22 protein-coding genes and 1 pseudogene are annotated in these 20,229 nt (G+C 65.5%); 13 read left to right on the top strand and 10 right to left on the bottom strand.

Annotated features, from left to right (window positions below; all coding sequences use genetic code 11):
• Nucleotides 1-25 precede the first annotated feature (25 nt).
• Nucleotides 26-1,402: a cytochrome P450 gene (locus ACTIFJ_RS11105; protein ID WP_439534174.1), complete on the bottom strand. Its 1,377-nt coding sequence runs from the start codon at nt 1,400-1,402 to the stop codon at nt 26-28.
• A 143-nt stretch (nt 1,403-1,545) separates the two neighbouring features.
• Here ACTIFJ_RS11105 and crtY point away from each other — a divergent pair, with 143 nt between their 5' ends.
• The 3 genes from crtY (at nt 1,546) to ACTIFJ_RS11090 (ending at nt 5,206) form a co-directional block, all read left to right on the top strand.
• Nucleotides 1,546-2,718, top strand: a complete 1,173-nt coding sequence (crtY, locus tag ACTIFJ_RS11100) for a lycopene beta-cyclase CrtY (protein WP_439534173.1) — start codon at nt 1,546-1,548, stop codon at nt 2,716-2,718.
• Nucleotides 2,715-4,208: a phytoene desaturase gene (locus ACTIFJ_RS11095; RefSeq protein ID WP_439534172.1), complete on the top strand. Its 1,494-nt coding sequence runs from the start codon at nt 2,715-2,717 to the stop codon at nt 4,206-4,208. The genes crtY and ACTIFJ_RS11095 overlap by 4 nt, the downstream gene beginning before the upstream one ends.
• A 68-nt stretch (nt 4,209-4,276) precedes the next feature.
• A complete protein-coding gene (locus ACTIFJ_RS11090) occupies nt 4,277-5,206 on the top strand; it encodes a phytoene/squalene synthase family protein (protein WP_439534171.1) in 930 nt (309 codons plus the stop codon).
• Here ACTIFJ_RS11090 and ACTIFJ_RS11085 read toward each other — a convergent pair.
• Nucleotides 5,203-5,757, bottom strand: coding sequence for a sterol desaturase family protein (locus ACTIFJ_RS11085; protein WP_439534170.1), 555 nt, complete (start codon nt 5,755-5,757; stop codon nt 5,203-5,205). The two genes, ACTIFJ_RS11090 and ACTIFJ_RS11085, sit on opposite strands and share 4 nt — an antisense overlap.
• 62 nt (nt 5,758-5,819) lie before the next feature.
• Here ACTIFJ_RS11085 and ACTIFJ_RS11080 point away from each other — a divergent pair, with 62 nt between their 5' ends.
• Nucleotides 5,820-6,125, top strand: a complete 306-nt coding sequence (locus tag ACTIFJ_RS11080; RefSeq protein ID WP_439534169.1) for a hypothetical protein — start codon at nt 5,820-5,822, stop codon at nt 6,123-6,125.
• Between the two features lie 4 nt (nt 6,126-6,129).
• On the opposite strand, the gene ACTIFJ_RS11075 is transcribed toward ACTIFJ_RS11080, so the two are convergent.
• The 4 genes from ACTIFJ_RS11075 to ACTIFJ_RS11060 form a co-directional block, all read right to left on the bottom strand.
• Nucleotides 6,130-6,282, bottom strand: a complete 153-nt coding sequence (locus ACTIFJ_RS11075; RefSeq protein ID WP_439534168.1) for a hypothetical protein — start codon at nt 6,280-6,282, stop codon at nt 6,130-6,132.
• A 93-nt stretch (nt 6,283-6,375) separates the two neighbouring features.
• A complete protein-coding gene (locus ACTIFJ_RS11070; protein ID WP_439534167.1) occupies nt 6,376-7,239 on the bottom strand; it encodes a PEPxxWA-CTERM sorting domain-containing protein in 864 nt (287 codons plus the stop codon).
• Nucleotides 7,240-7,361: 122 nt separating this feature from the next.
• Nucleotides 7,362-9,551: an excinuclease ABC subunit UvrB gene (gene uvrB / locus ACTIFJ_RS11065; RefSeq protein WP_439534166.1), complete on the bottom strand. Its 2,190-nt coding sequence runs from the start codon at nt 9,549-9,551 to the stop codon at nt 7,362-7,364.
• A 9-nt stretch (nt 9,552-9,560) separates the two neighbouring features.
• A complete protein-coding gene (locus tag ACTIFJ_RS11060; RefSeq protein WP_439534165.1) occupies nt 9,561-10,304 on the bottom strand; it encodes a cytochrome b/b6 domain-containing protein in 744 nt (247 codons plus the stop codon).
• A 60-nt stretch (nt 10,305-10,364) separates the two neighbouring features.
• Here ACTIFJ_RS11060 and ACTIFJ_RS11055 point away from each other — a divergent pair, with 60 nt between their 5' ends.
• The gene (locus ACTIFJ_RS11055; protein WP_439534164.1) at nt 10,365-10,544 is read left to right on the top strand and encodes a hypothetical protein; all 180 of its coding nucleotides are present in this window, start codon (nt 10,365-10,367) and stop codon (nt 10,542-10,544) included.
• Nucleotides 10,545-10,551: 7 nt separating this feature from the next.
• Here the strand turns inward: ACTIFJ_RS11055 and ACTIFJ_RS11050 are convergent, their stop codons facing one another.
• On the bottom strand, nt 10,552-11,256 hold the full coding sequence (locus ACTIFJ_RS11050; protein ID WP_439534163.1) for an extensin-like domain-containing protein: 705 nt from the start codon (nt 11,254-11,256) through the stop codon (nt 10,552-10,554).
• A gap of 5 nt (nt 11,257-11,261) precedes the next feature.
• Nucleotides 11,262-11,741, bottom strand: a complete 480-nt coding sequence (gene greA / locus ACTIFJ_RS11045) for a transcription elongation factor GreA (protein ID WP_439534162.1) — start codon at nt 11,739-11,741, stop codon at nt 11,262-11,264.
• Between the two features lie 83 nt (nt 11,742-11,824).
• Between greA and ACTIFJ_RS11040 the strand changes: the two genes are divergently transcribed.
• From ACTIFJ_RS11040 to ACTIFJ_RS11030, 3 genes are read left to right on the top strand one after another with little or no spacing between them, the layout of a single operon-like run.
• Nucleotides 11,825-12,214 carry a VOC family protein gene (locus ACTIFJ_RS11040; RefSeq protein ID WP_439534161.1) on the top strand — a complete coding sequence of 130 codons (390 nt, stop codon included), beginning with the start codon at nt 11,825-11,827 and terminating at the stop codon, nt 12,212-12,214.
• A complete protein-coding gene (locus ACTIFJ_RS11035; RefSeq protein ID WP_439534160.1) occupies nt 12,187-12,828 on the top strand; it encodes a squalene/phytoene synthase family protein in 642 nt (213 codons plus the stop codon). The genes ACTIFJ_RS11040 and ACTIFJ_RS11035 overlap by 28 nt, the downstream gene beginning before the upstream one ends.
• A gap of 41 nt (nt 12,829-12,869) precedes the next feature.
• Complete coding sequence (locus ACTIFJ_RS11030) at nt 12,870-13,331, top strand: EF-hand domain-containing protein (RefSeq protein ID WP_439534159.1); 462 nt, start codon at nt 12,870-12,872, stop codon at nt 13,329-13,331.
• Here ACTIFJ_RS11030 and ACTIFJ_RS11025 read toward each other — a convergent pair.
• Nucleotides 13,328-14,332, bottom strand: coding sequence for a hypothetical protein (locus ACTIFJ_RS11025; protein WP_439534158.1), 1,005 nt, complete (start codon nt 14,330-14,332; stop codon nt 13,328-13,330). The genes ACTIFJ_RS11030 and ACTIFJ_RS11025 overlap by 4 nt on opposite strands.
• A gap of 52 nt (nt 14,333-14,384) precedes the next feature.
• Nucleotides 14,385-15,716: a methylenetetrahydrofolate--tRNA-(uracil(54)-C(5))-methyltransferase (FADH(2)-oxidizing) TrmFO gene (trmFO, locus tag ACTIFJ_RS11020; RefSeq protein ID WP_439534157.1), complete on the bottom strand. Its 1,332-nt coding sequence runs from the start codon at nt 15,714-15,716 to the stop codon at nt 14,385-14,387.
• Nucleotides 15,717-15,859: 143 nt separating this feature from the next.
• On the opposite strand from trmFO, the gene nuoG reads away from it, so the two are divergent.
• The 5 genes and pseudogenes from nuoG to ACTIFJ_RS10995 form a co-directional block, all read left to right on the top strand.
• Nucleotides 15,860-17,860: an NADH-quinone oxidoreductase subunit NuoG gene (nuoG, locus tag ACTIFJ_RS11015; RefSeq protein ID WP_439534156.1), complete on the top strand. Its 2,001-nt coding sequence runs from the start codon at nt 15,860-15,862 to the stop codon at nt 17,858-17,860.
• Entirely contained in the window at nt 17,857-18,942 is a 1,086-nt protein-coding gene (gene nuoH, locus ACTIFJ_RS11010; RefSeq protein WP_439534155.1) for an NADH-quinone oxidoreductase subunit NuoH, read from the top strand. Before nuoG ends, nuoH begins: the two co-directional genes overlap by 4 nt.
• Nucleotides 18,939-19,424: an NADH-quinone oxidoreductase subunit NuoI gene (gene nuoI / locus ACTIFJ_RS11005; protein WP_439534154.1), complete on the top strand. Its 486-nt coding sequence runs from the start codon at nt 18,939-18,941 to the stop codon at nt 19,422-19,424. Before nuoH ends, nuoI begins: the two co-directional genes overlap by 4 nt.
• A 70-nt stretch (nt 19,425-19,494) precedes the next feature.
• A complete protein-coding gene (locus ACTIFJ_RS11000; RefSeq protein ID WP_439534153.1) occupies nt 19,495-20,154 on the top strand; it encodes an NADH-quinone oxidoreductase subunit J in 660 nt (219 codons plus the stop codon).
• Nucleotides 20,151-20,229, top strand: a pseudogene (locus ACTIFJ_RS10995) (NADH-quinone oxidoreductase subunit NuoK); the annotation flags it as partial. The gene ACTIFJ_RS11000 and the pseudogene ACTIFJ_RS10995, both read left to right, overlap by 4 nt.

The following is a 20,229-nucleotide window of genomic DNA, read 5'->3' as shown; positions in this document are numbered from 1 at the left end:
CGGGAGCGGATTGCATGGAACAGCTTTAAAGCGGTTCGACGCGAACCGGTAGGCCGTCCTTTGGTCGCGGTATCGGGAACATCTGGAAATCGCAGGCATAGCCCGGATCGGTGGTGATCCGCTGGTTCCGGAGTACGGTATAGACAAAGGCCTTCACCTGCATGTGCGCAAAGTGCAGCCCCAGGCACATATGGGCGCCGCCGCCGAACGGAATCCAGGCATATTTGTGCCGATTCTTGCTGTTTTCGGGCGTGAAACGTAGTGGATCGAAGCGCTCCGGATCGGGCCAGATCTCGGGCAGCCGGTGGCTGACCATGATGTTGAGCCCGACCTGGCTGCCAGCGGGGATGTGGTGGCCCATGAAGGTAAACGCCCGGAGCGCGCGGCGCGGCATCGCCGGCACCGGCGGGATCAGCCGCAGCGCTTCCTTGAACACCATCTCGGTCTCTTCCATTTCGGCGAGCGCCGCATAGGTCAGGCCGCCGTGGCGGGCCTCGATGCCCTGCACTTCGGCGCGTAGCCTCTCCTGCCATTCGGGATGGCGGGTGAGGAAATGCACCATGCTGGTGAGCGAGGAAGTGATGGTGTCGTGCGCGGCCATCATCAGGAAGTTCATATGGTCGATGATTTCCTGGTCTGTCAGCAGCGCCCCGGCTTCTGTGGTGGCGTTGCAGATCTGGCTGAAGATGTCGTCGCCGGGTTTGCCGCGCCGACGGGGGATCTCGGCGGCGAAGAAAGCGGACAGGAAGCGCCGGCCTTTGACGCCGCGCCGCATCTGGGTGAACGGCAGCGGCGTGCGCACGGGCGCCACCGAGGCCAGCACCATGTCCATGAAGGCGGTGTTGACCTGCCCGGCATCCGGCCCCCAGGGCACGCCGAGGAAAGAGGTTGCAGCGAGATCGAGCGTCAGCGCCTTGATCGCCGGGTAGAATTGAAAACGGCCGCGCGTGTTCCAGTCGGCGGTGTTGCGGGCCATGCCGTCTAGCAGTCCACCGAGATAATGCTGCATCGGCCCGGTTTTGAACGCTACCGACAGCGCCTTGCGGTGAACACGGTGCGCTTCAAAATCCATCAGCATCAGCCCGCGCGGGAACAGGCGCTCCAGCACCGGGTTCCAGCCGAGCGCCGAGGAGAAGACGCGATCCTTGTTGAACAGCACCAGTTCATTGGCCTCGGGGCCGATCAAGCTCACGCCCCAGCCGCCGAAATCCTTGCGGCGGAATACCCGGCCATAGGTGTTGGCCATGTGCAGCGACTGGCCGAGCGGGTCCTTGAGGAAGCTGATGACCTTCAACATATGTATGCGCGGCGGCGGCGGGCCCGGAAGATGGGCCAACTCGGCATAGCCCGGCTCCGGCAAATTTGCCGGAATGAAGGCCGAAGGTGGCTGTGGGGCGTTCATCGCGGCTCCCGAAAACACGACCGATGCGGCTGCGGACCCATGATACGCAGCTTTCGAGCGGCACGCAAATCTGTGTGCAGGTATCGGCGTCGCCAGTGTCACGGGCTTGCCGCTCCGTCGCCGCCATGCGTATGACGAGAGCGATGAGCGACGGAGCGGAATTCGATCTGATCCTGGCGGGTGGCGGGCTGGCCAATGGGCTGGTGGCGCTGCGGCTGGCACAGCTGCGCCCGGAACTACGCGTTGCGATCGTCGAGGCGGGCAGCGCGATCGGCGGCAACCATACTTGGTCGAGTTTTGGCGGCGATCTGACGCCCGAGCAGCGCGCCTGGACAGCGTCGCTGTTCCGCTACCGCTGGGACCGATATGCGGTGCGTTTTCCAGAGCATGGCCGGTGGATCGAGAAGGGTTATGGCAGCGTGCCCTCCGAAAGCCTGGCCGAAGCGGTCGCCGCCGCCGTGCCGGCCGCGCGGCGTTTTCTCGCCGTGCCGATCGTCGCCGTGACGCCGACCAGCGTGACGCTCGCCGACCAGCGCGTGCTCACCGCCGGAGCCGTCATCGATGGCCGCGGCCAGATGAAGACCAGGGCGCTCGACCTGCGCTGGCAGAAGTTCCTCGGCCAGGAAGTCGAACTGGCCGCGCCGCACGGTCTCGACGGCCCGATCATCATGGACGCCACCGTGCCGCAGCAAGACGGCTACCGCTTCATCTACACACTGCCGTTTGGCCCCCGTCATGTGCTGATCGAGGATACTTATTTCTCGGATGGCCGTGATCTCGAGCCGGAGCTGCTGCGCGGCCATCTCGCCGATTATGCCCGCAGCCAGGGCTGGGAAATCACCCGGGTCATCCGCGAGGAAGTCGGCGTGCTGCCTCTCGGCATCGGCGGCGATATCAACGCATTCTGGGACGAGGGCGATGCTGGCGTGCCGCGCGTCGGGCTGCGGGCCGGGCTGTTCCATCCGGTTACCGGTTATAGTTTCCCCGACGCCGTGGCTGTGGCGGACCTGATCGCCGCGCTGCCGGCGCATGACGCCGCGACAATCTACCACGCGGTGCGCGACCATAGTGTCGGCGCGTGGCAGAAGCGCCGGATGTACAGGGTTCTCAACCGTATGCTGTTCCTGGCAGCGCAGGATGAGGAACGGCGTTCCATACTCCAGCGCTTCTATCTGCATGACGACGATCTGGTCGGCCGCTTCTATGCGGCGCGGCCGGAACTGAAGGACTGGTTTCGCATCCTGTCCGGCAAGCCGCCAATTCCGGCGGGGCGCGCGGTCAAGACGCTGCTGGATTACGAGATGAGGGCGCGATGACAACTGCGGCAGTGATCGGAAGTGGCTTTGGCGGGCTGGCGCTGGCCATCCGCCTCCAATCGGCGGGCATCGGGACGACGCTGATCGAGGCCCGGGACAAGCCCGGCGGCCGCGCCTATGTCTTCGAGGACGCCGGCTTCAAGTTCGATGCCGGGCCTACCGTCATCACGGATCCGACTTGTCTGGAAGAATTGTTCGCGCTCTCGGGCCGCAAATTGTCCGATTATGTCGAGCTGATCTCGGTCAGCCCCTTTTACCGGCTGATGTGGGAAGACGGGGTGGTCTTCGACTATTCGAATGACGAGGACGAGCTGTTCGCACAGATCGAGAAGCTCAGCCCCAACGACGTCGCCGGCTACAAGAAATTCCTCGAATATTCGGAGAATGTCTTCCGCGAGGGCTATGAGAAGCTCGGCCACGAAGCCTTCCTCGACTTCAAGTCGATGCTCAAGGCGGCGCCGCAGCTGATGCGCTATGAAGCCTTCCGCTCGGTCCATTCGATGGTGGCGCGCTATATTGAGGACGAGCATCTGCGTCAGGCGTTCAGCTTTCACACGCTGCTTGTCGGCGGCAACCCGTTCAAGACCTCGTCGATCTATGCGCTGATTCATGCGCTGGAGAAGAAATGGGGCGTCTGGTTCCCGCGCGGCGGCACCCATGCGCTGGTGCGCGGCATGGTCACGCTATTCGAGGATCTCGGCGGCACCGTCCGCATGGGGTCGAAGGTCGAAACCATCACTGCCGACAGCGGCCGCGTCACCGGCGTGCGCACCGCCGACGGCTGGTCCGGCCAGTTCGATGCCGTCGCCTCGAACAGCGACGTCATCCACACCTATAAGGAACTGCTCGGCAGCCACCCGCGTGGGCAGGCGATGGCCCGCTCGATGTCGCGGCGCAGCTTCTCGCCGTCGCTGTTTGTCATCTACTTCGGCCTCAAGGGCGAGCGCCCGGACGTCAAGCATCACACCATCCTGTTCGGCGAGCGCTACAAGGCGCTGCTCGCCGACATCTACAAGGGCGGCGAGCTGGCCGAGGATTTCTCGCTCTATCTCCACCACCCCACCGCGACCGATCCGGCAATGGCGCCGCCGGGCCACAGCGGCTTCTATGTGCTGTCCCCGGTCCCGCATCAGGGCAAGCTTGATGCCGACTGGCCGTCGATCGCCCCCGCCTATGCCGATTCGATCCTTGATGCGCTCGAACGGCGCATCCTGCCGGGCCTCAGGCGCGACCTGGTGACGATGCGGCTGTGGACCCCGCAGGACTTCACAACCGAGCTCAACGCCCATCTCGGCAGCGCCTTCAGCCTCGAGCCGGTGCTCTGGCAATCGGCCTATTTCCGCACCCACAATCGCGACGATGTGCTGACCAACCTGTATTTCGTCGGTGCCGGCACCCATCCCGGCGCGGGCATCCCCGGCGTCGTCGGCTCGGCCAAGGCCACCGGCAAGCTGATGGTCGAGGACCTTCTGGCCTGTCAGGCGGCCTGAATCGCTTGCGCTGTCGCCGCCACACGGCGATGGAGAGGCGATGACGGACGCAGCATGACAGATTTGGCATGACCGATGTGCTGGGCCACGCCCGCGCCTCGATTGCGCGCGGCTCCAAGAGCTTCGCGCTGGCGGCAAAATTGTTCGACGCGCCAACGCGTGACAAGGCCATGCTGCTCTATGCCTGGTGCCGGCACACCGACGATGTGATCGACGGGCAGATCCTCGGTGAGGGCCGCAACGACGACCGTCGCCCCCCAGCCGAGCGCCTCGCCGAGGTCGAGCGGCTGACCGAACTGGCGCTCGCCGGTCGTCCGGAAGGCGACCCCGCCTATGCCGCCCTGGCCCAGGTCGTAGCCGAGACAGGCATGCCACACCGCTATCCGCGCGATCTGATCCACGGCTTCCGGATCGACATGGAGGAGCGGCCGTTCCGCACCTTCGATGACACGCTGACCTATTGCTATCATGTCGCCGGCTGCGTGGGCGTGATGATGGCGATCGTGATGGGCGTGTCGCCCGATGACCGCCCGACGCTCGACCGCGCCAGCGATCTCGGCATTTCCTTCCAGCTCAATAACATCGCGCGAGACATTATCGAGGATGCGATGAATTCCCGCCGCTATATCCCCGATGACTGGCTGGCCAGCGTCAACCTCCAGCCCAATAGCTTCGCCTTCCCGGCCCAGCGCCGCCAGCTGTTCCGACTGCTCGTCCGGCTCGTCGACCAGGCCGAGCTCTACGAGGCGTCCGCCCGTCACGGCACGCCGGCGCTGCGCAACCGCGCCGCCTGGGCCGTGCTGGCCGCCGCCGGCATCTACGGCGGCATCGGCCGCAAGATCAGGGATGCCGGGCCGGAAGCGCTGGAAAACCGGATGCGGACGACGCCGCGTGAAAAGCTTCAGGCGGTGGCGCTTGCTGCCGTTCAGACCGGCCGCCGCCACGCCCGCTGGTCCGCCCCCTATTCGCGTGACGGCTTGTGGACGATGCCCGACTAGCGCGCCCAATGATCGGCGTTGTCGATCATGCCCATCTCGGCCTTCATCTTGGCGCTGGCCCGGATACGGCCGCGGCCATCGGCCTCGAGCTGCGCCTTCAATTTGCGGATCGGTGGCGCATAGATGAAGCCGAACGATACCGTGCCCTCCTTGGTCTCCACGACATGGTGGAGCCGGTGCGCCTGGACCACGCGCTTCATATAGCCCCATTGCGGATTCCAGCGGTGCTTGATCCGTCGGTGCACCAGAATATCATGCAGGAAGAAATAGATGGCGCCATAGGCCGTAATGCCGGCACCGATCGCTGTGAGCATCGGCATGTCGAAATGCAGCCCCGCCGCGAGCAGGATAATCGACGGCACGGCGCCGGCCACGCCGAACCAGTCGTTCCGCTCGAACATGCCGGTTCGCGGCTCATGATGTGACTTGTGCAGCGACCAGAGAAAGCCATGCATCACATATTTGTGGCTGAGGATGGCGATCACTTCCATGATCCCGACCACGAGCAGAGCGATGCCCAGCCCTTGCCAGAAGTTGATGTCGGCGTTCATGGTGGCTCAATAGACCCCCGGGCATGGCTTGGCGAGGCGTGAGTTGACGCAGGAGACAGGGTATGCGTGGTTTTGTCATGGCCCTGGGATTGGCGCTCGCCGTCGCCGGCTGCGCCAGCCCGGCGCAGCGGATCGAACGGAAGCTCGTCGAAGTCGGCGTGCCTCAACGTGTTGCCGAATGCATGGGCCAGCGCCTTTCACAGCAACTGTCCACCAGCCAACTTCGTCAGCTGGACCGGATGGCGCGACTGGAAGGCGACCGGATTGGCCGGGCGCGGATCGAGGACATTGGGCGGGCGCTGGCCGGCGCGGAGAACCCGGCCCTGATGGGCGAAGTCATCCGCACCGGCGTCAGCTGCCTGATTTAGCAGATCAGACCGAGCCGTCTTCGGTCGGCGGTCCGCCATCCTTGGGCGGTCGGTTCTTGCGCTTGCTCCAGTAGATCGCAAAACTGATGACGATGGCGAGAAATACCGCAACCAGCGTGAACAGGTTGAGGGTAGGAAGAAGTTCGTTGCCGTCCATGACAGGTCTTTCACAAAGGGTAGGTTGTGTTTTTAACCGTCCCCCCGTGAAAGAGTTCCTGTCATGCCCGAGCAGTGATCGGGCGCGGCGGGCTCAGGCGATGGCGGCCACGCGCCGGCGCATGGCGGCGCCGACCAGCCCGAAGCCGGCGATCAGCATGGCCCAGCTTGCCGGTTCGGGAACGGCACTGCCGCCCGGTGTCTGGGCGAAGCCGAGGAATTCGCCCGAAGACGAGGTGAAGCTGCCGCCTTCGGGCGGCGTGATGCCGATGGTGCTGGTGTTGCTGAAGTCCATTGTCAGCAGGCCGACGTCCGGGCCAGCGCGCATCAGGATGTTGAACGCCGCATAGACATCATAATATTGGCCGCTGACCAGATTGAGCTCGCCATAGAAATCGCTGTTGTTGACGAACTCGAAGGCGCTGCCTTCGGAATAGCTGAACGTCGGCGAGGAGGAGGCGACATAGAGCGCCTTGCTGGCGTTGGTGCTTGTCTCCGTCCATTGCAGATAGGTGGCGTCGCCGGCATTGTAGACGGCCAGATGCGCCTGGATGCCGATATAGCGCTCGAGCGAAGCCTCGCCTTCCCCGAGGACGAACTGGTTGGCATCGATGAAGCCATCATAGTCGAAGGTGAACACCACGGGCGTGTCGGAGGGGCCGGTGTAACGGATGCGTTCGCCCATGATACCGGTGACGATCGCGAATTCGCTCGAGGGTCCGGTAACTTGCCCATAGGTGCGGATCGTGCCGGCGCCGAGGTCGACCGCGGCTTCGAGCAGCCGTGTGCCATCGTTGAACGCCTGGACGCCCGAGGTGGAGCCGTTGGCCTCATAGCCATCGACGAGCTCGCCGCTGTACTGGAGAACCGGCCGGATGAAATAGGCGGCCTGTGCCGATGATGCGGCTGCCATTGAGGCAATGACCGCAACCCCCGATGCGATAACGAACGACTTCATGATGCCCCTCTCCCTTGTTCGAAAGCGGCACGATGCCAGCCTTCGCCGCTGTTCATGTGAACAAGGAATTAAGCTGTTTTTTCGATTTGACAAGAAAATTGTCTATGCGGAAATTACTTAGGTCAACGGCGGCTTGCAGCCTTCTTCTTCATCTTCTCGAACCGCGTCGTGCGCGTTCCGGGCTTGCCGCCCATGCTGCGGCCAGTAGTGCTGGTGATGCGCTGGTCGGGCGGTAGGCCCAACTCGTCAGATTCGAGCCGGCGAATCTGGTCGCGGATCGCGGCGGCTGTCTCGAATTCGAGGTCGGCAGCCGCCTTGGCCATCTGTTTCTCGAGGTCGGCGATATAGGCCTTGAGGTTGTGGCCGACGAGGTGCGGCGTGTCGCTGTCGCCGATGTCGACGGTCAGGCTGTCCTTCTGGCTGGTGTCGGCGAGCAGGTCCGAAATGTCGCGCTTGATCGTCGCCGGGGTGATGCCATGCTCGCGATTATAGGCCTCCTGACGGGTGCGCCGTCGGTCGGTCTCGGCGATGGCGCGTTCCATGCTGCCGGTGATGCGATCGGCATAGAGAATCACCCGGCCATCGACGTTGCGGGCGGCGCGGCCGATGGTCTGGATCAGCGAGGTTTCGGACCGTAGAAAGCCTTCCTTGTCCGCATCCAAAATCGCCACCAGCCCGCATTCGGGGATGTCGAGGCCTTCGCGCAACAGGTTGATGCCGACCAGCACGTCATAGACGCCGAGCCTAAGGTCGCGGATTAGCTCGATGCGCTCCAGCGTCTCGACGTCCGAGTGCATGTAGCGGACGCGCAGGCCCGATTCGTGGAGATATTCGGTCAAATCCTCTGCCATACGCTTGGTCAGCGTCGTCACCAGCGTCCGGTAGCCCTGTGCCGCGACACCCTTGGCTTCCTGGATCAGGTCCTGAACCTGGTCTTCGACCGGGCGGATCAGCACCGGCGGGTCGACCAGCCCGGTCGGGCGGATGACCTGTTCGGTATAGACGCCGCCAGTCTCATTCATCTCCCAGGTTCCGGGCGTGGCCGAGACGAATACCGTCTGCGGCCGCATCACCTCCCATTCCTCGAAGCGCAGCGGACGGTTGTCGATGCACGATGGCAGGCGGAAGCCATATTCGGCGAGCGTCAGCTTGCGACGATGGTCGCCGCGCGACATGCCGCCGATCTGCGGCACGGTGACATGGCTTTCATCGATAAACAGCAGGGCGTTCTCGGGCAGATATTCGAACAAGGTCGGCGGCGGCTCGCCAGGCAACCGGCCGGTCAGGAAGCGGCTGTAGTTTTCGATACCGGCGCAGGAGCCCGTGGCAGCGATCATCTCGAGGTCGAAGTTGGTCCGCTGCTCCAGCCGCTGGGCCTCCAGCAGCTTGCCTTCGGCGTTCAGCTCTTTCAGGCGCTCGGTTAGCTCGAAGCGGATCGCTTCGCTGGCCTGCTTGAGGGTGGGGCCGGGGGTGACATAGTGCGAATTGGCGTAGATCTTGATGTAGTCGAGCTTGGCGATGGTCTGGCCGGTGAGCGGATCGAATTCGGTGATCGCCTCGATCTCGTCGCCGAAGAAGCTGATCCGCCAGGCGCTGTCCTCATAGTGGGAGGGGAACAGCTCGAGACTGTCGCCGCGCAGCCGGAAATTGCCGCGCGAAAAGCCCAGTTCGTTGCGCTTGTACTGGAGCGCCACCAGCTTGCGTACGGTCTCGGCGAGGTCGGCGGTGCCGCCCTTCTTCAGGCTGAACGTCATCGCCGAATAGGTCTCGACCGAGCCGATGCCATAAAGGCAGGAAACGGAGGCGACGATGATGACATCGTCGCGTTCGAGCAATGCCCGGGTCGCCGAGTGGCGCATCCGGTCGATGGCCTCGTTTACGCTCGATTCCTTCTCGATATAGGTGTCCGAGCGCGGCACATAGGCTTCCGGCTGGTAATAATCATAATAGCTGACGAAATACTCGACCGCATTGTCCGGGAAGAAGCTCTTGAACTCGCCGTAGAGCTGGGCGGCGAGGATCTTGTTGGGGGCCAGGATCAGGGCCGGGCGCTGCACCGCCTCGATCACCTTGGCCATGGTGAAGGTCTTGCCCGAGCCGGTGACGCCGAGCAGCACCTGGCTGCGCTCGCCGGCATTGGCTTCCTTGACCAGCTCGGTAATGGCCGCCGGCTGGTCGCCCGCCGGCTCATAATCCGACGCGATGGTAAACGCCCGCCCGCCTTCCGACTTGTCTGGGCGCGCCGGACGGTGCGGCACGAACGGGCCCGTCGATTCCGGCTCTTCGAGGCTGGTGCGAATCTGGATGGCCATGGCGCTATCCTAGCGTGCCATCCTGCGGATTGCATGAACGGCGCCGCCGAGATGGGCGATGAAGATCAGCACCAGCAGGATTGGCAGCCATAGCCGGTGCAGGCTTTCGGCGGTAGCCGAGGGCGGCAGGTTGGGCAGGCGCAGGCCGTAGAGATCGACCGGCTGGGTGGCGAGCGCGAAGCCGGTCAGGCTGACGGCGATGACGAGTGCATAGAGCAACGCATGGCCGACCATCACCGGCGGCGGCACCGACGGTGCCGGCGTCGTCAGGCGGACGATCATCCGCGCCGCGATCAGCAGGAAGATCGCCGCGCCGATCGCCATGTGCACGGCGAGGAAGCTGGCGCGCTCGGGCGCCTCCGGGGCCAGCACAGCGACGAACTGGCCCATCGGAAAGGCCGAGATCATCAGCGCGCCGCTCGTCCAGTGCAGCAACCGAGAAAGCTGGCCATAGCTGGTGCGGCTGCCGAGCAGCGGCGGCGCCTCGGGCGCGGGCCGGCGCAGCGTCGGCAGGATCGACCAGAACAGCGCCCCGGCGGCGAGGATGTACAGTACCCCCTCGATGTTGAGCAGAAGCGGCCGCCAGCTGCTGTCGGCGGCAAAGGTGCCATCGAGGTTGGCCAGCAGGATCGAGCTGGCCACCAGAGTCAGCGCCAGCCCGGCGAGCAACCGCCCGAGCGCGCGGACCGCGGGGCGGCCATGGTTGAGGCAGACGGCGATCAGCAGGGCGCTGGCGAGATAGAAGCTTGTCATCGCCGCTCATGCAGACGAGGCAGGGCGCGATGGCAAGGGCTGAATCGAGGGAGCGACACCATGGGCGACCATTTTGAGCGGCATAAACAGGCCTGGACCAGCGACGAGGTGCAGAAGCTGCACACGCTGGCCAAGAAGGGCATGCCGCTGCGCGCCATCGCCAAGGCGCTGACGCGCAGCGAGGAATCGGTCAAGACGCGCGCAAAAGCCGACAAACTGGACATCAAATCGCTGCGATAACGGCCGATTATCGGCAAAAACTGCCCGCTCTGCGCGCCTGATCGAAATGAAAATGGTCGGCATGGGCGGCATTATAGTCCGGTGACAGGGTGGTGCCGAACACCTGGCAGGCGCCGTCCCTGATCTCGCGCAGGAAGGCCCCGCGCGGCCCGTTGTCGGTCCAATGCGAGGCGACGGTGATGCGGGTGCCGTTCTTCAATCGGATGCCGGCGATGTCGATCGCATTGGCCGTGGCGTGCTCGGAGCGGTTGCTGCCGCCGCCGATGTTGCGGCAGCTGTAGCTGCCATAATGATCGATGGCGGCGACCTCCGACTGGAAGTGGCGCTGCGCAGCCGGCCGCAGGATCTCGCGCTCCCAGACCGCCAACCCGGCGGCAACGGGGCAGGACACGCCGACCCCGGCCGGTTGCAGGCGCGGGGCAATGGCGCCGCCGGGCCGCAGCGTCACCGCATTGTCATAGCCGCAGCCATCGCGTTCCAGCGGCGGCAGCGGCGTGTGGGCGACATTGGCGGCGTCCAGCAGGGTCAAACACTGTGGTGTATCGTCGGCGAGCGCGCCGATCTTGCGGGCAGTGAACGGGCCGACCGGATGGTTGAGAGAAAGCGGCGTCCAGGGGAGTTTCTGGGGGTTCTCCTCGGCCCAGCGCCGGGCCTGGCAGGCGCCGAGGAGGAGCAGGCCGATGAGTGCGGTGAAAACAAGCAGACTGCGCATCACGGTCAGGCGATCGCGGTGATTTCGACATCCCCGGTGGGGAGGCTGACGGTGTCGCCGAGGCTGCGGCCGGTCAGCGCCCGGGCGACCGGTGACGCCCAGGAGATCAGGCCGGTGGCCGGATCGGCCTCATCGTCGCCGACGATGCGATAGGTGCGGCTGCTGCCGTCCTCATGCTCGAAGGTGATGCTGGTATTGAAGCCGGCGCGGCCTGCCTCGGGCCGGGCATCGATGACGCGCGCCGAGGCGCGGCGGGCCGACCAGTAGCGCAGGTCCCGCGTCGCGCGGGCCATGGCGCTACGATCGGCGCTGATACCGTCATTTGCCTGGGCTGCGGCATACGCGGCGCGCGCCTCGGCCAGCGCCGTCTCGATGGCGATGAGGCCAGCCGGCGTGACCAGATTGGCATGGGCGGGGATCGGCCGGTCGGGCAGATCGGCGGCGACGCTCTCGGCATCGCTTTCCTTGGTGAACGCAACACTCATTTCGGCAATATGGGGCGTTGAACCCACTCGCGCAAATGGGCAGCGTTCGGCGGGCGATTCGGCCCGGCGGAAAGGGAAAGACGATGATCGGCTATGCGATGTTCGGCACCAATGATCAGGGGCGCGCCAACGCCTTTTATGATGCCGTGTTTTCGGCAATGGGGCTCGGGCGGCTGATGGTATTCCCCACCGGCGCGGTCGCCTGGGGTTCTGGCTGGGAACAGCCGATGTTGGCGGTCGGCCCGCCCTATGACAAGGCGCCGGCGACGGTGGGCAATGGCACGATGATCTCGCTGGCCGCTGCCGACCGGGCGCAGGTCGATACCGTTTATGCGGCAGCGATAGCGGCCGGCGGCAGCGACGAGGGCGCGCCGGGCCTGCGCGGCGAAGAGGGACCGCAGGCTTTCTACGGCGGCTATTTCCGTGATCCGGACGGCAACAAGCTGTGCATCTTCCGAGTGGGACCGGCCTGATCCCGGTCTCGGACACCGTCCGCGTCCGCGACCGCGAGCGCTGGCTGGCGAGCCTCTATGCCCCGGCCCCCGTGCGGCCAGCGCTGCTGGCGCTGTTCGCGCTGGACCTGACGCTGGCCGAAATTCCGGCTAGCGTCAGCGAGCCGATGGTCGGCGCGATCCGGCTGGCCTGGTGGCGCGAGGCGTTGGAAGCGCTCGACAAGGGCAGGGCGCCCGACGAGCCGCACCTTGAGGCGGCGGCACAATGGCTGTTGCCGGCGGGGCTGAGCGGCGCTGACCTGGCCGGGCTGGAGGAACGCTGGGCACAGCGGCTGGACGGCAATCTCGATCCCGCCGCCGAGCATGCGGCCGAAGCCGCCGGTGGCGCGCTGCTGTTCGGGCTGGCCGGCCGCCTGCTCGGCGGTGATATCGGCACCGCCGAGGCGCTCGGCCGGTGCTGGGCGGTCGGCGGTGCGTTGCCGGATCGGGTGCCGGCGGCGCTGCGGCCGCTGCTGGCACTGGCGGCGCTCGGCGTTCGCGATGTGGCTGACGCCGAAGCCGGCCGGCCGCGCGCCGTGCGGGCCAGCGCCGGGCGTCAGCTTCGCATATTGTGGGCGGTTGCCACCGGCCGCTGAGCCGGGCTAGGACGATGACAGGGTCTGACAAGGAGGCGTGGATGCGTCGACTGCTGGCTCTGTGCGTGGCCTTTCTGGCGTTGGCGGCCGCCGGCTTCCTGTGGACGCGGGACCGTCCGATTGCCGAGGCGCAGGTGCCGCCACCGCCGCCATCCATGCGCGAAAGCCTGCCCGTCGAGATCGTCGCCGAGCCGGTGCCTGTGCCGAAAGCCCCGGTCACCGATGTCGAGCGCGAGGCGCGGCGGTTCAACCGCTATGACAAGGACAAGGACGGCGTCATCGACCGCGACGAATATCTGGCGAACCGCCAAAAAGCCTTCGCCAAGCTCGACCTCAACCGCGATGGCCGGCTCGATTTCGAGGAATATGCCGCCGCCACGGCGCGCAAGTTCAAGAAGGCCGATCGCAGCGGCGATGGTCGACTGGCACCGGCGGAGTTCGCCACGACAGCGATCAAGCGCAAGCCGAAGCCGGCCTGCGCCTGCGAGGCCGGCGAAAATTAGGGCGCGGCCGGGGCGGGCCGACGCTGCATCGCCTCCGCAAGGAACCAGGTGAGCGCATGGCCGGCGATGGTCAGCACGCCCTGCGCCGCCATCAGCGCCGCCAGGGCGGGCGCGGCGTCGCCGGCGATGCTGGCGGCGATGGCGGCGAACAGCAGCTGCTTGTTGGGCAGCGGCATCCGCGAGATCACCAGACGCAAGGCGCCCAGCAACAGCCAGGCCGACAGCCCGACCTCGGGCAGCGCCACCATCCAGGTGCCGACAATCAACGCATGGCTAAGCGAAACCCGGCCGAAATGCAGCAGGAAGCTGTGGATATTGGCGCGGACCGGCAGGGTGAACAGCCGGTTTCGGTTAAACAATATGGCGATGTTGAGGGCGACGAGGACCGCAAAGCCGGCCGATCCCTGCTTGAGGAGATCGGGCGCCAGCGTGTCTTCCAGGGTCGACGCCGCACCAAGGCCGAGTGCCAGCAACAGCATCAGCAGCGTGAACAGGTTGCCGGCCAGCCCCGAGGTGATGGCGACATCCTTGACCGCCGCGAACGGATTGGCGGCCGGATCGAAGCCGGGGTTGTCGCCGCGACCGGCGATGCGCGGCGGGTTGGCGGCATCGAAGGGGATGTTCAGCCGGCGCGCCGCCCAGGCCATCAGCCAGCCATCGCCGGCATAGGCGAACAGCGCCTCGTTGAGCACATGCTTCTTGAAGAATACGCCGATATCGATCGGGTGCAGCCGCCACCAGGGACGATAGATCAGCCAGTCGGCAACCGGCTGCGCCAGATACTGGGCGGCGAAGAACAGCCAGAAGGCCGGCGCCGGCGGCAGCACATCGACGAGGCTCGACCAGCCGATGTCCGCGACAGCCCTGACCAGCAAGCCGATGATGACCAGCGACAGCAACAAGCTGATGGCGCGCTGAACGCGCTGGCCGGCCGGTGTTGCCGCCCATTCCTTGATCCTGTGGACCAACGACCACAGCGGCTTGAATGAGATGTTGCTCACCTGCCTCGGTTAGGGCGGGCGATGCGCGTCGGCAAGGGATCAGGCAGCGCAGTCAGGCCGCCATCCACTGGCCGAGATCGGCGCGGGCGCGGGCGACGAGCGCCGGCTTGCGCTGGTCCTTGGAGGTGGGCGGCGGTGACAGCGGCGGGAACAGGCCGAAGTTGATGTTCATCGGCTGGAAGCTCCGTGCGTCGGCGCCGCCGGTGATATGGGCCAGCAGTGCGCCAAGCGCCGTGGTCTGCGGTGGCGGCACCGGCACGCCGCCGTGCGCCTCGGTGAGGGCGAAGCGGGCGGCGACGAGGCCGATGGCGGCGCTTTCGACATAGCCTTCGCAGCCGGTGATCTGGCCGGCGAAGCGGATACGGGGATCAGCCTTCAGCCGCAGCGTCTCGTCGAGCAGCACCGGCGACTTGATGAAGGTGTTGCGGTGCAGGCCGCCGAGGCGGGCGAACTGCGCGTTCTCGAGGCCCGGGATCATCCGGAAGACGCGGACCTGCTCGGCATGCTTCATCTTGGTCTGGAAACCGACCATGTTCCACAGCGTGCCCAGCGCATTGTCCTGGCGCAGCTGGACCACGGCGAAGGCGCGGCGGCCGGTGGCGGGGTTGGTAAGGCCGACCGGCTTCATCGGGCCGAAGCGTGGCGTGTTGCGCCCCCGCTCGGCCATCACCTCGATCGGCATGCAGCCATCGAAATAGGGCGTGTTCTCCCACTCCTTGAAGCTGGTCTTCTCGGCCGCCAGCATGGCGTCGATGAAGATGTTATACTGGTCCTTGTCCATCGGGCAATTCAGATAGTCGGTGGTGCCGCCATCCTGGTTTTCGCGGTCCCAGCGAGACTGGGCCCAGGCGATGTCCAGATTGATGGTCTCGTGATGGATGACCGGGGCGATGGCATCGAAAAAGGCCAGCGCGTCCTCGCCGGTCAGGCGGCGAATATCCTCGGCGAGCGGGGCTGCGGTCAGCGGGCCGGTGGCGATGATGGTCTGGCCCCAGTCGGCCGGCGGCAGGCCCTCGACCATCTCCCGGACGATGGTGACGTTCGGGTGGCTGGCCAGCGTGTCGGTGACATGGCCGGCAAAGATGTCCCGGTCGACGGCGAGCGCCGAGCCGGCGGGAACGCGCGCCTTGTCGGCGGCGCGCATCACCAGGCTGTTCAGGCTGCGCATCTCGGCATGGAGCAGGCCGACGGCGTTGTTGTCCGGATCGTCCGACCGAAAGCTGTTCGAACAGACGAGTTCGGCGAGCTGGTCGGTAGCATGTGCCTCGGTGCGGTGCGGGCCGCGCATTTCGTGGAGGATGACGGGGTGGCCGGCGTCGGCAAGCTGCCAGGCGGCTTCTGATCCGGCGAGCCCGCCGCCGATGATATGGATGGCTGTGGTCATGCGTGCCTGTTTGGGCGCGTGGGCATTGGTTCGCAAGTGCGGTGCAAACCTGCCTTCCCCTTAGCGACCATGGCCGTTATAGCCTGCCCAGCCATGGATTCGGGCGGTGTGCCCGTCTCCGTGCCGGAAGTTTTGGATGGTGCATGCCCAAGCTGAGCGTTGATGGGATCGAGGTCGAGGTACCGGCAGGTGCGACGGTGCTTCAGGCCTGTGAGATCGCCGGCGCCGAGATTCCGCGCTTCTGCTATCATGAGCGACTGAGCATTGCCGGCAACTGCCGGATGTGCCTTGTCGAGATGGAGAAGGCGCCCAAGCCCGTCGCCAGTTGCGCGATGCCGGCGGCCGATGGCCAGGTGGTGTTGACGCGCACGCCCAAGGTCAAGAAGGCGCGCGAAGGGGTGATGGAGTTTCTGCTCATCAACCACCCGCTCGATTGCCCGATCTGCGACCAGGGCGGCGAATGCGACCTGCAGGATCAGGCGCTGGCCTATGGTCGCGGCGGCTCCCGCTATGACGAGAACAAGCGCGCCGTCACCGACAAATATATGGGGCCGCTGATCAAGACCCAGATGAATCGCTGCATCCATTGCACGCGCTGCGTGCGCTTCGCCGAGGAAGTCGCGGGTGTTGAGGAGATCGGCGCGGTCGGGCGCGGCGAGAATATGCAGATCACCTCCTATCTGGAGAAGGCGGTGACCAGCGAGGTGTCCGGCAACGTCATCGACCTGTGCCCGGTAGGCGCGCTGACCTCCAAGCCCTATGCCTTTCAGGCCCGGCCCTGGGAGCTGAAGAAGACCGATGGCATCGATGTGATGGACGCGGTCGGATCGAATATCGTCATCGGCTCGCGCGGGCCGGCGGTGCTGCGGGTGACGCCGCGGATCAACGATGACGTCAACGAAGAATGGCTCGCCGACAAGGGGCGCTTCGCCCATGACGGGCTGCGCGAGCGGCGGCTCGACACCCCCTGGGTTCGGCGCGGCGGTCGGCTCGAGCGGGCGACATGGGCCGAGGCCTTCGGGGTGATCCGCGAACGGCTTGAGGGCGTGGCCGGCAGCGCGGTGGCGGCGATCGTCGGCGACATGGCGGCGCTCGAAGAGATGACGGCGCTCAAGGATCTGATGGCGACGATCGGCTCGGACCGGATCGAATGCCGGCAGGACGGCGCGATGATCGGCACCGGATCGCGCGGCGGCTGGCTGTTCGGCTCCGGGTTGGCCGGGATCGAAGCGGCGGACCGGGTGCTGCTGGTAGGCGCTGATCCGCGGCGCGAGGCGCCGCTGCTGAATGTACGGCTGCGGCGGATGGCGACGCGCGGCAAGGTGAAGATTTTCGGCATAGGGCCAGTGAGCGACCTGTCCTATCCGGTCGAATGGCTGGGCGATGACGCCGGTCTGCTGGCTTCGGTGACGGCGCTCGATGGTGCGGAGCGGCCGGCGATCCTGCTCGGCATGGGCGCGCTGAAGATGCCCGGGCTGTGGTCGGCCGCGCAGGCGCTGGCGGCGCGGGCCGGCGTGGTGGCCGAGGGCTGGAACGGCTGGAATGTCATGCATACCGCAGCAGCGCGGGTCGGCGGGCTGGAGCTTGGGCTGACGGTGCCGGGCGGGGTGGCGGAGATTGTTGGCGATGCCGGGCTGAAGGCGCTGTTCCTGCTCGGCGCGGACGAGATCGAGACGCCGGCCGGGGTATTCACCGTCTATATCGGGACCCACGGCGATCGCGGCGTCAAGCAGGCCGATGTGATCCTGCCGGGCGCGGCCTATACCGAGAAGTTCGGCACCTGGGTCAATATGGAAGGCCGGCCGCAGCGCGGTCTGCGCGCCGTATTCCCGCCCGGTGAGGCGCGTGAGGACTGGACGATCCTGCGGGCGCTATCCTCGGTGCTGGGGGCGTCGCTGCCCTATGATGACCTGACGGCGCTGCGGGCGCGGATCGCGGCGGAATGGCCACATCTCGGTGACATCGACACGGTGACGCCGGCGGCGCCGACACTGTCCAGTGACGATGCTGAGGTCTCTGGTCCAATTGGCCTGGCGATCGAAAATTATTACCTGACCAACCCGATTGCGCGCGCTAGCGCGACCATGGCGGCATGCGTGAACGAGGTCCTCGGGGCCGGCGGCGCGCGGGAGGCGGCGGAATGAGCGAACTCGGCTGGACCGGCTGGTTCCAGGCGACGCTCGGCGACGGGCTGGGCTGGTTCGCCGCCAATCTGATCCTGATTCTGGCCATCATGCTGCCGGTGATGCTCGGCGTGGCGATGGCGGTGTATTTCGACCGCAAGATCTGGGCGGCAATGCAGATGCGGCGCGGGCCGAACGTCGTCGGGCCGTTCGGGCTTTTCCAGACCTTTGCCGATGCGGCCAAGCTGTTCCTGAAGGAGACAATCATCCCGGCCAGCGCCAGCCGCGAGGTGTTTCTGCTGGCGCCGATGATCTCGTTCGTGCTGGCGCTGGCGATCTGGGCGGTGATGCCGTTCGATGCCGGGCTGGTGCTGGCCGATCTCAATGTCGGGCTGCTCTATGTGTTCGCGGTGTCGTCGATGGGTGTCTATGGCATCATCATGTCGGGCTGGGCGTCCAATTCCAAATATCCGTTCCTCGGCGGCTTGCGATCTGCGGCGCAGATGGTCTCTTACGAAGTCTCGATGGGGTTCATCCTGGTTGCGGTGATCCTCTATGCCCAGTCGCTCAACCTCTCCGACATCGTGATGGCCCAGAAGGGCAACATCCTCGGCGTGCTGAACGGCAACATCTTCAATCCGCTGCTGTTTCCGATGGCGATCATGTTCCTGATCGTGGCGCTCGCCGAGACCAACCGGCCGCCGTTCGATCTCCCCGAGGCCGAGGCCGAACTGGTGGCGGGCTATCAGGTCGAATATTCGTCGATGTCGTTCGCGCTGTTCTTCCTCGGCGAGTATGCGAACATCCTTTTCATGTGCGCGCTGATCCCGGTGCTGTTCCTCGGCGGCTGGCTGCCGCCGCTCGACCTGCCGTTCCTCTATATCGTGCCCGGCTTTGTCTGGATGCTGTTGAAGATGGCGTTCATGTTCTTCGTCTTCGCCTGGGTGAAGGCGAGCGTGCCGCGCTACCGCTATGACCAGCTGATGCGGCTGGGGTGGAAGGTGTTCCTGCCGCTGTCGCTGTTCTGGGTGGTCGTCGTCAGCGGCTATCTGATGTTCTTCACCGACAAGTTTGTGGTGGCGCCCGGGAGTGTTGCGCTATGAGTGTTATGAGCGCGGCAAAGTCGCTGCTGCTGCTGGAGTTCATCTCCGGCATGGCGCTGACGCTGAAATATTTCTTCAAGCCGAAGGCGACGCTGAATTATCCCTATGAAAAGGGGCCGATTTCGCCGCGTTTCCGGGGCGAGCATGCGCTGCGGCGCTATCCCAATGGCGAGGAACGCTGCATTGCCTGCAAGCTCTGCGAAGCGGTGTGCCCGGCGCTGGCGATCACAATCGAGGCCGAGCCGCGCGAGGATGGCAGCCGCCGTACCACGCGCTACGACATCGACATGACCAAGTGCATCTATTGCGGGCTGTGCCAGGAGGCCTGCCCGGTGGACGCGATCGTCGAGGGGCCGAACTTCGAATTCTCGACCGAAACGCGCGAGGAACTGATCTACGACAAGGGCAAGCTGCTCGCGAACGGGGACAAATGGGAACGCGCCATCGCCGCCAACCTTGCGGCAGATGCCCGGTGGCGCTAACAGCCCGGCCTGGGACTGCGACATCTTGTCAGCAGCCATGGGCGCAGCGGCCAGTCGTTGCGGGTGATGTGTGACAACAGCGGTTTTTGCCTTTTATCTGTTCACGGTCGTACTGATCGCGGCGTCGGTGCTGGTCATCAGTTCCAAGAATCCGGTGCATTCGGTGCTGTGGCTGATCGTCTGCTTCTTCAATGCGGGCGGGCTGTTCATCCTGCTCGGCGCCGAGTTCCTGGCGATGCTGCTGATCATCGTCTACGTCGGCGCGGTCGCGGTGCTGTTCCTGTTCGTGGTGATGATGCTCGACATTGATTTCTCGATGTTGCGCAAAGGCTTCCTGTCCAATTTGCCGCTCGGGCTGCTGGTCTCTGCCGTCATTCTGGCCGAACTGGTGCTGGCGATGCGCGGCTGGCAGCCGGGCGTGGGTGTCGCAATGGCCGGCCTGCCTGGCAATGCGCCCGCCGGCATGAGCAACACCCAGTGGATCGGCTCGGTACTCTACACCGACTATTTCTATGTATTTCAGGCGGCAGGTCTGGTGTTGCTGGTCTCGATGATCGGCGCCATCGTTTTGACGCTGCGGGTGCGCGGCGGTGTGCGCCGGCAGAACATCGGTGCCCAAGTGGCGCGGACGCCGAAGCTGGCGACACGCGCGACGCAGCCGGCGGTGGGCGGCGGCGTCGAGGTCACCGGCATGGACGGCCCCGTATCGAGAGGGGGGCCGGCCGAATGATTGGGCTTTCGCATTATCTGACCGTCTCCGCGGTGGTGTTCGTGCTTGGCGTGCTGGGGATTTTTCTCAACCGCA

The sequence above is a fragment of the Polymorphobacter sp. genome (assembly GCF_051860865.1).
In the GTDB taxonomy this organism is placed as follows: Bacteria; Pseudomonadota; Alphaproteobacteria; order Sphingomonadales; family Sphingomonadaceae; genus Sandarakinorhabdus.
Note: the sequence above shows the minus strand (reverse complement) of the source record. Positions and strands in the feature narration are given on the sequence as shown.

Bases quoted from the DNA above. Each gene is read 5' to 3' on its own strand.
- crtY (WP_439534173.1), top strand. From the start codon at position 1,546: ATGAGCGACGGAGCGGAATTCGATCTGATCCTGGCGGGTGGCGGGCTG.
- ACTIFJ_RS11055 (WP_439534164.1), top strand. From the start codon at position 10,365: ATGGGCGACCATTTTGAGCGGCATAAACAGGCCTGGACCAGCGACGAG.
- ACTIFJ_RS11030 (WP_439534159.1), top strand. From the start codon at position 12,870: ATGCGTCGACTGCTGGCTCTGTGCGTGGCCTTTCTGGCGTTGGCGGCC.
- greA (WP_439534162.1), bottom strand. From the start codon at position 11,741: ATGAGTGTTGCGTTCACCAAGGAAAGCGATGCCGAGAGCGTCGCCGCC.
- ACTIFJ_RS11105 (WP_439534174.1), bottom strand. From the start codon at position 1,402: ATGAACGCCCCACAGCCACCTTCGGCCTTCATTCCGGCAAATTTGCCG.
- nuoG (WP_439534156.1), top strand. From the start codon at position 15,860: ATGCCCAAGCTGAGCGTTGATGGGATCGAGGTCGAGGTACCGGCAGGT.
- nuoI (WP_439534154.1), top strand. From the start codon at position 18,939: ATGAGTGTTATGAGCGCGGCAAAGTCGCTGCTGCTGCTGGAGTTCATC.
- ACTIFJ_RS11060 (WP_439534165.1), bottom strand. From the start codon at position 10,304: ATGACAAGCTTCTATCTCGCCAGCGCCCTGCTGATCGCCGTCTGCCTC.
- ACTIFJ_RS11090 (WP_439534171.1), top strand. From the start codon at position 4,277: ATGACCGATGTGCTGGGCCACGCCCGCGCCTCGATTGCGCGCGGCTCC.
- ACTIFJ_RS11070 (WP_439534167.1), bottom strand. From the start codon at position 7,239: ATGAAGTCGTTCGTTATCGCATCGGGGGTTGCGGTCATTGCCTCAATG.
- uvrB (WP_439534166.1), bottom strand. From the start codon at position 9,551: ATGGCCATCCAGATTCGCACCAGCCTCGAAGAGCCGGAATCGACGGGC.
- ACTIFJ_RS11050 (WP_439534163.1), bottom strand. From the start codon at position 11,256: ATGCGCAGTCTGCTTGTTTTCACCGCACTCATCGGCCTGCTCCTCCTC.
- ACTIFJ_RS11075 (WP_439534168.1), bottom strand. From the start codon at position 6,282: ATGGACGGCAACGAACTTCTTCCTACCCTCAACCTGTTCACGCTGGTT.
- ACTIFJ_RS11080 (WP_439534169.1), top strand. From the start codon at position 5,820: ATGCGTGGTTTTGTCATGGCCCTGGGATTGGCGCTCGCCGTCGCCGGC.
- ACTIFJ_RS11095 (WP_439534172.1), top strand. From the start codon at position 2,715: ATGACAACTGCGGCAGTGATCGGAAGTGGCTTTGGCGGGCTGGCGCTG.
- ACTIFJ_RS11085 (WP_439534170.1), bottom strand. From the start codon at position 5,757: ATGAACGCCGACATCAACTTCTGGCAAGGGCTGGGCATCGCTCTGCTC.
- trmFO (WP_439534157.1), bottom strand. From the start codon at position 15,716: ATGACCACAGCCATCCATATCATCGGCGGCGGGCTCGCCGGATCAGAA.
- ACTIFJ_RS11040 (WP_439534161.1), top strand. From the start codon at position 11,825: ATGATCGGCTATGCGATGTTCGGCACCAATGATCAGGGGCGCGCCAAC.
- nuoH (WP_439534155.1), top strand. From the start codon at position 17,857: ATGAGCGAACTCGGCTGGACCGGCTGGTTCCAGGCGACGCTCGGCGAC.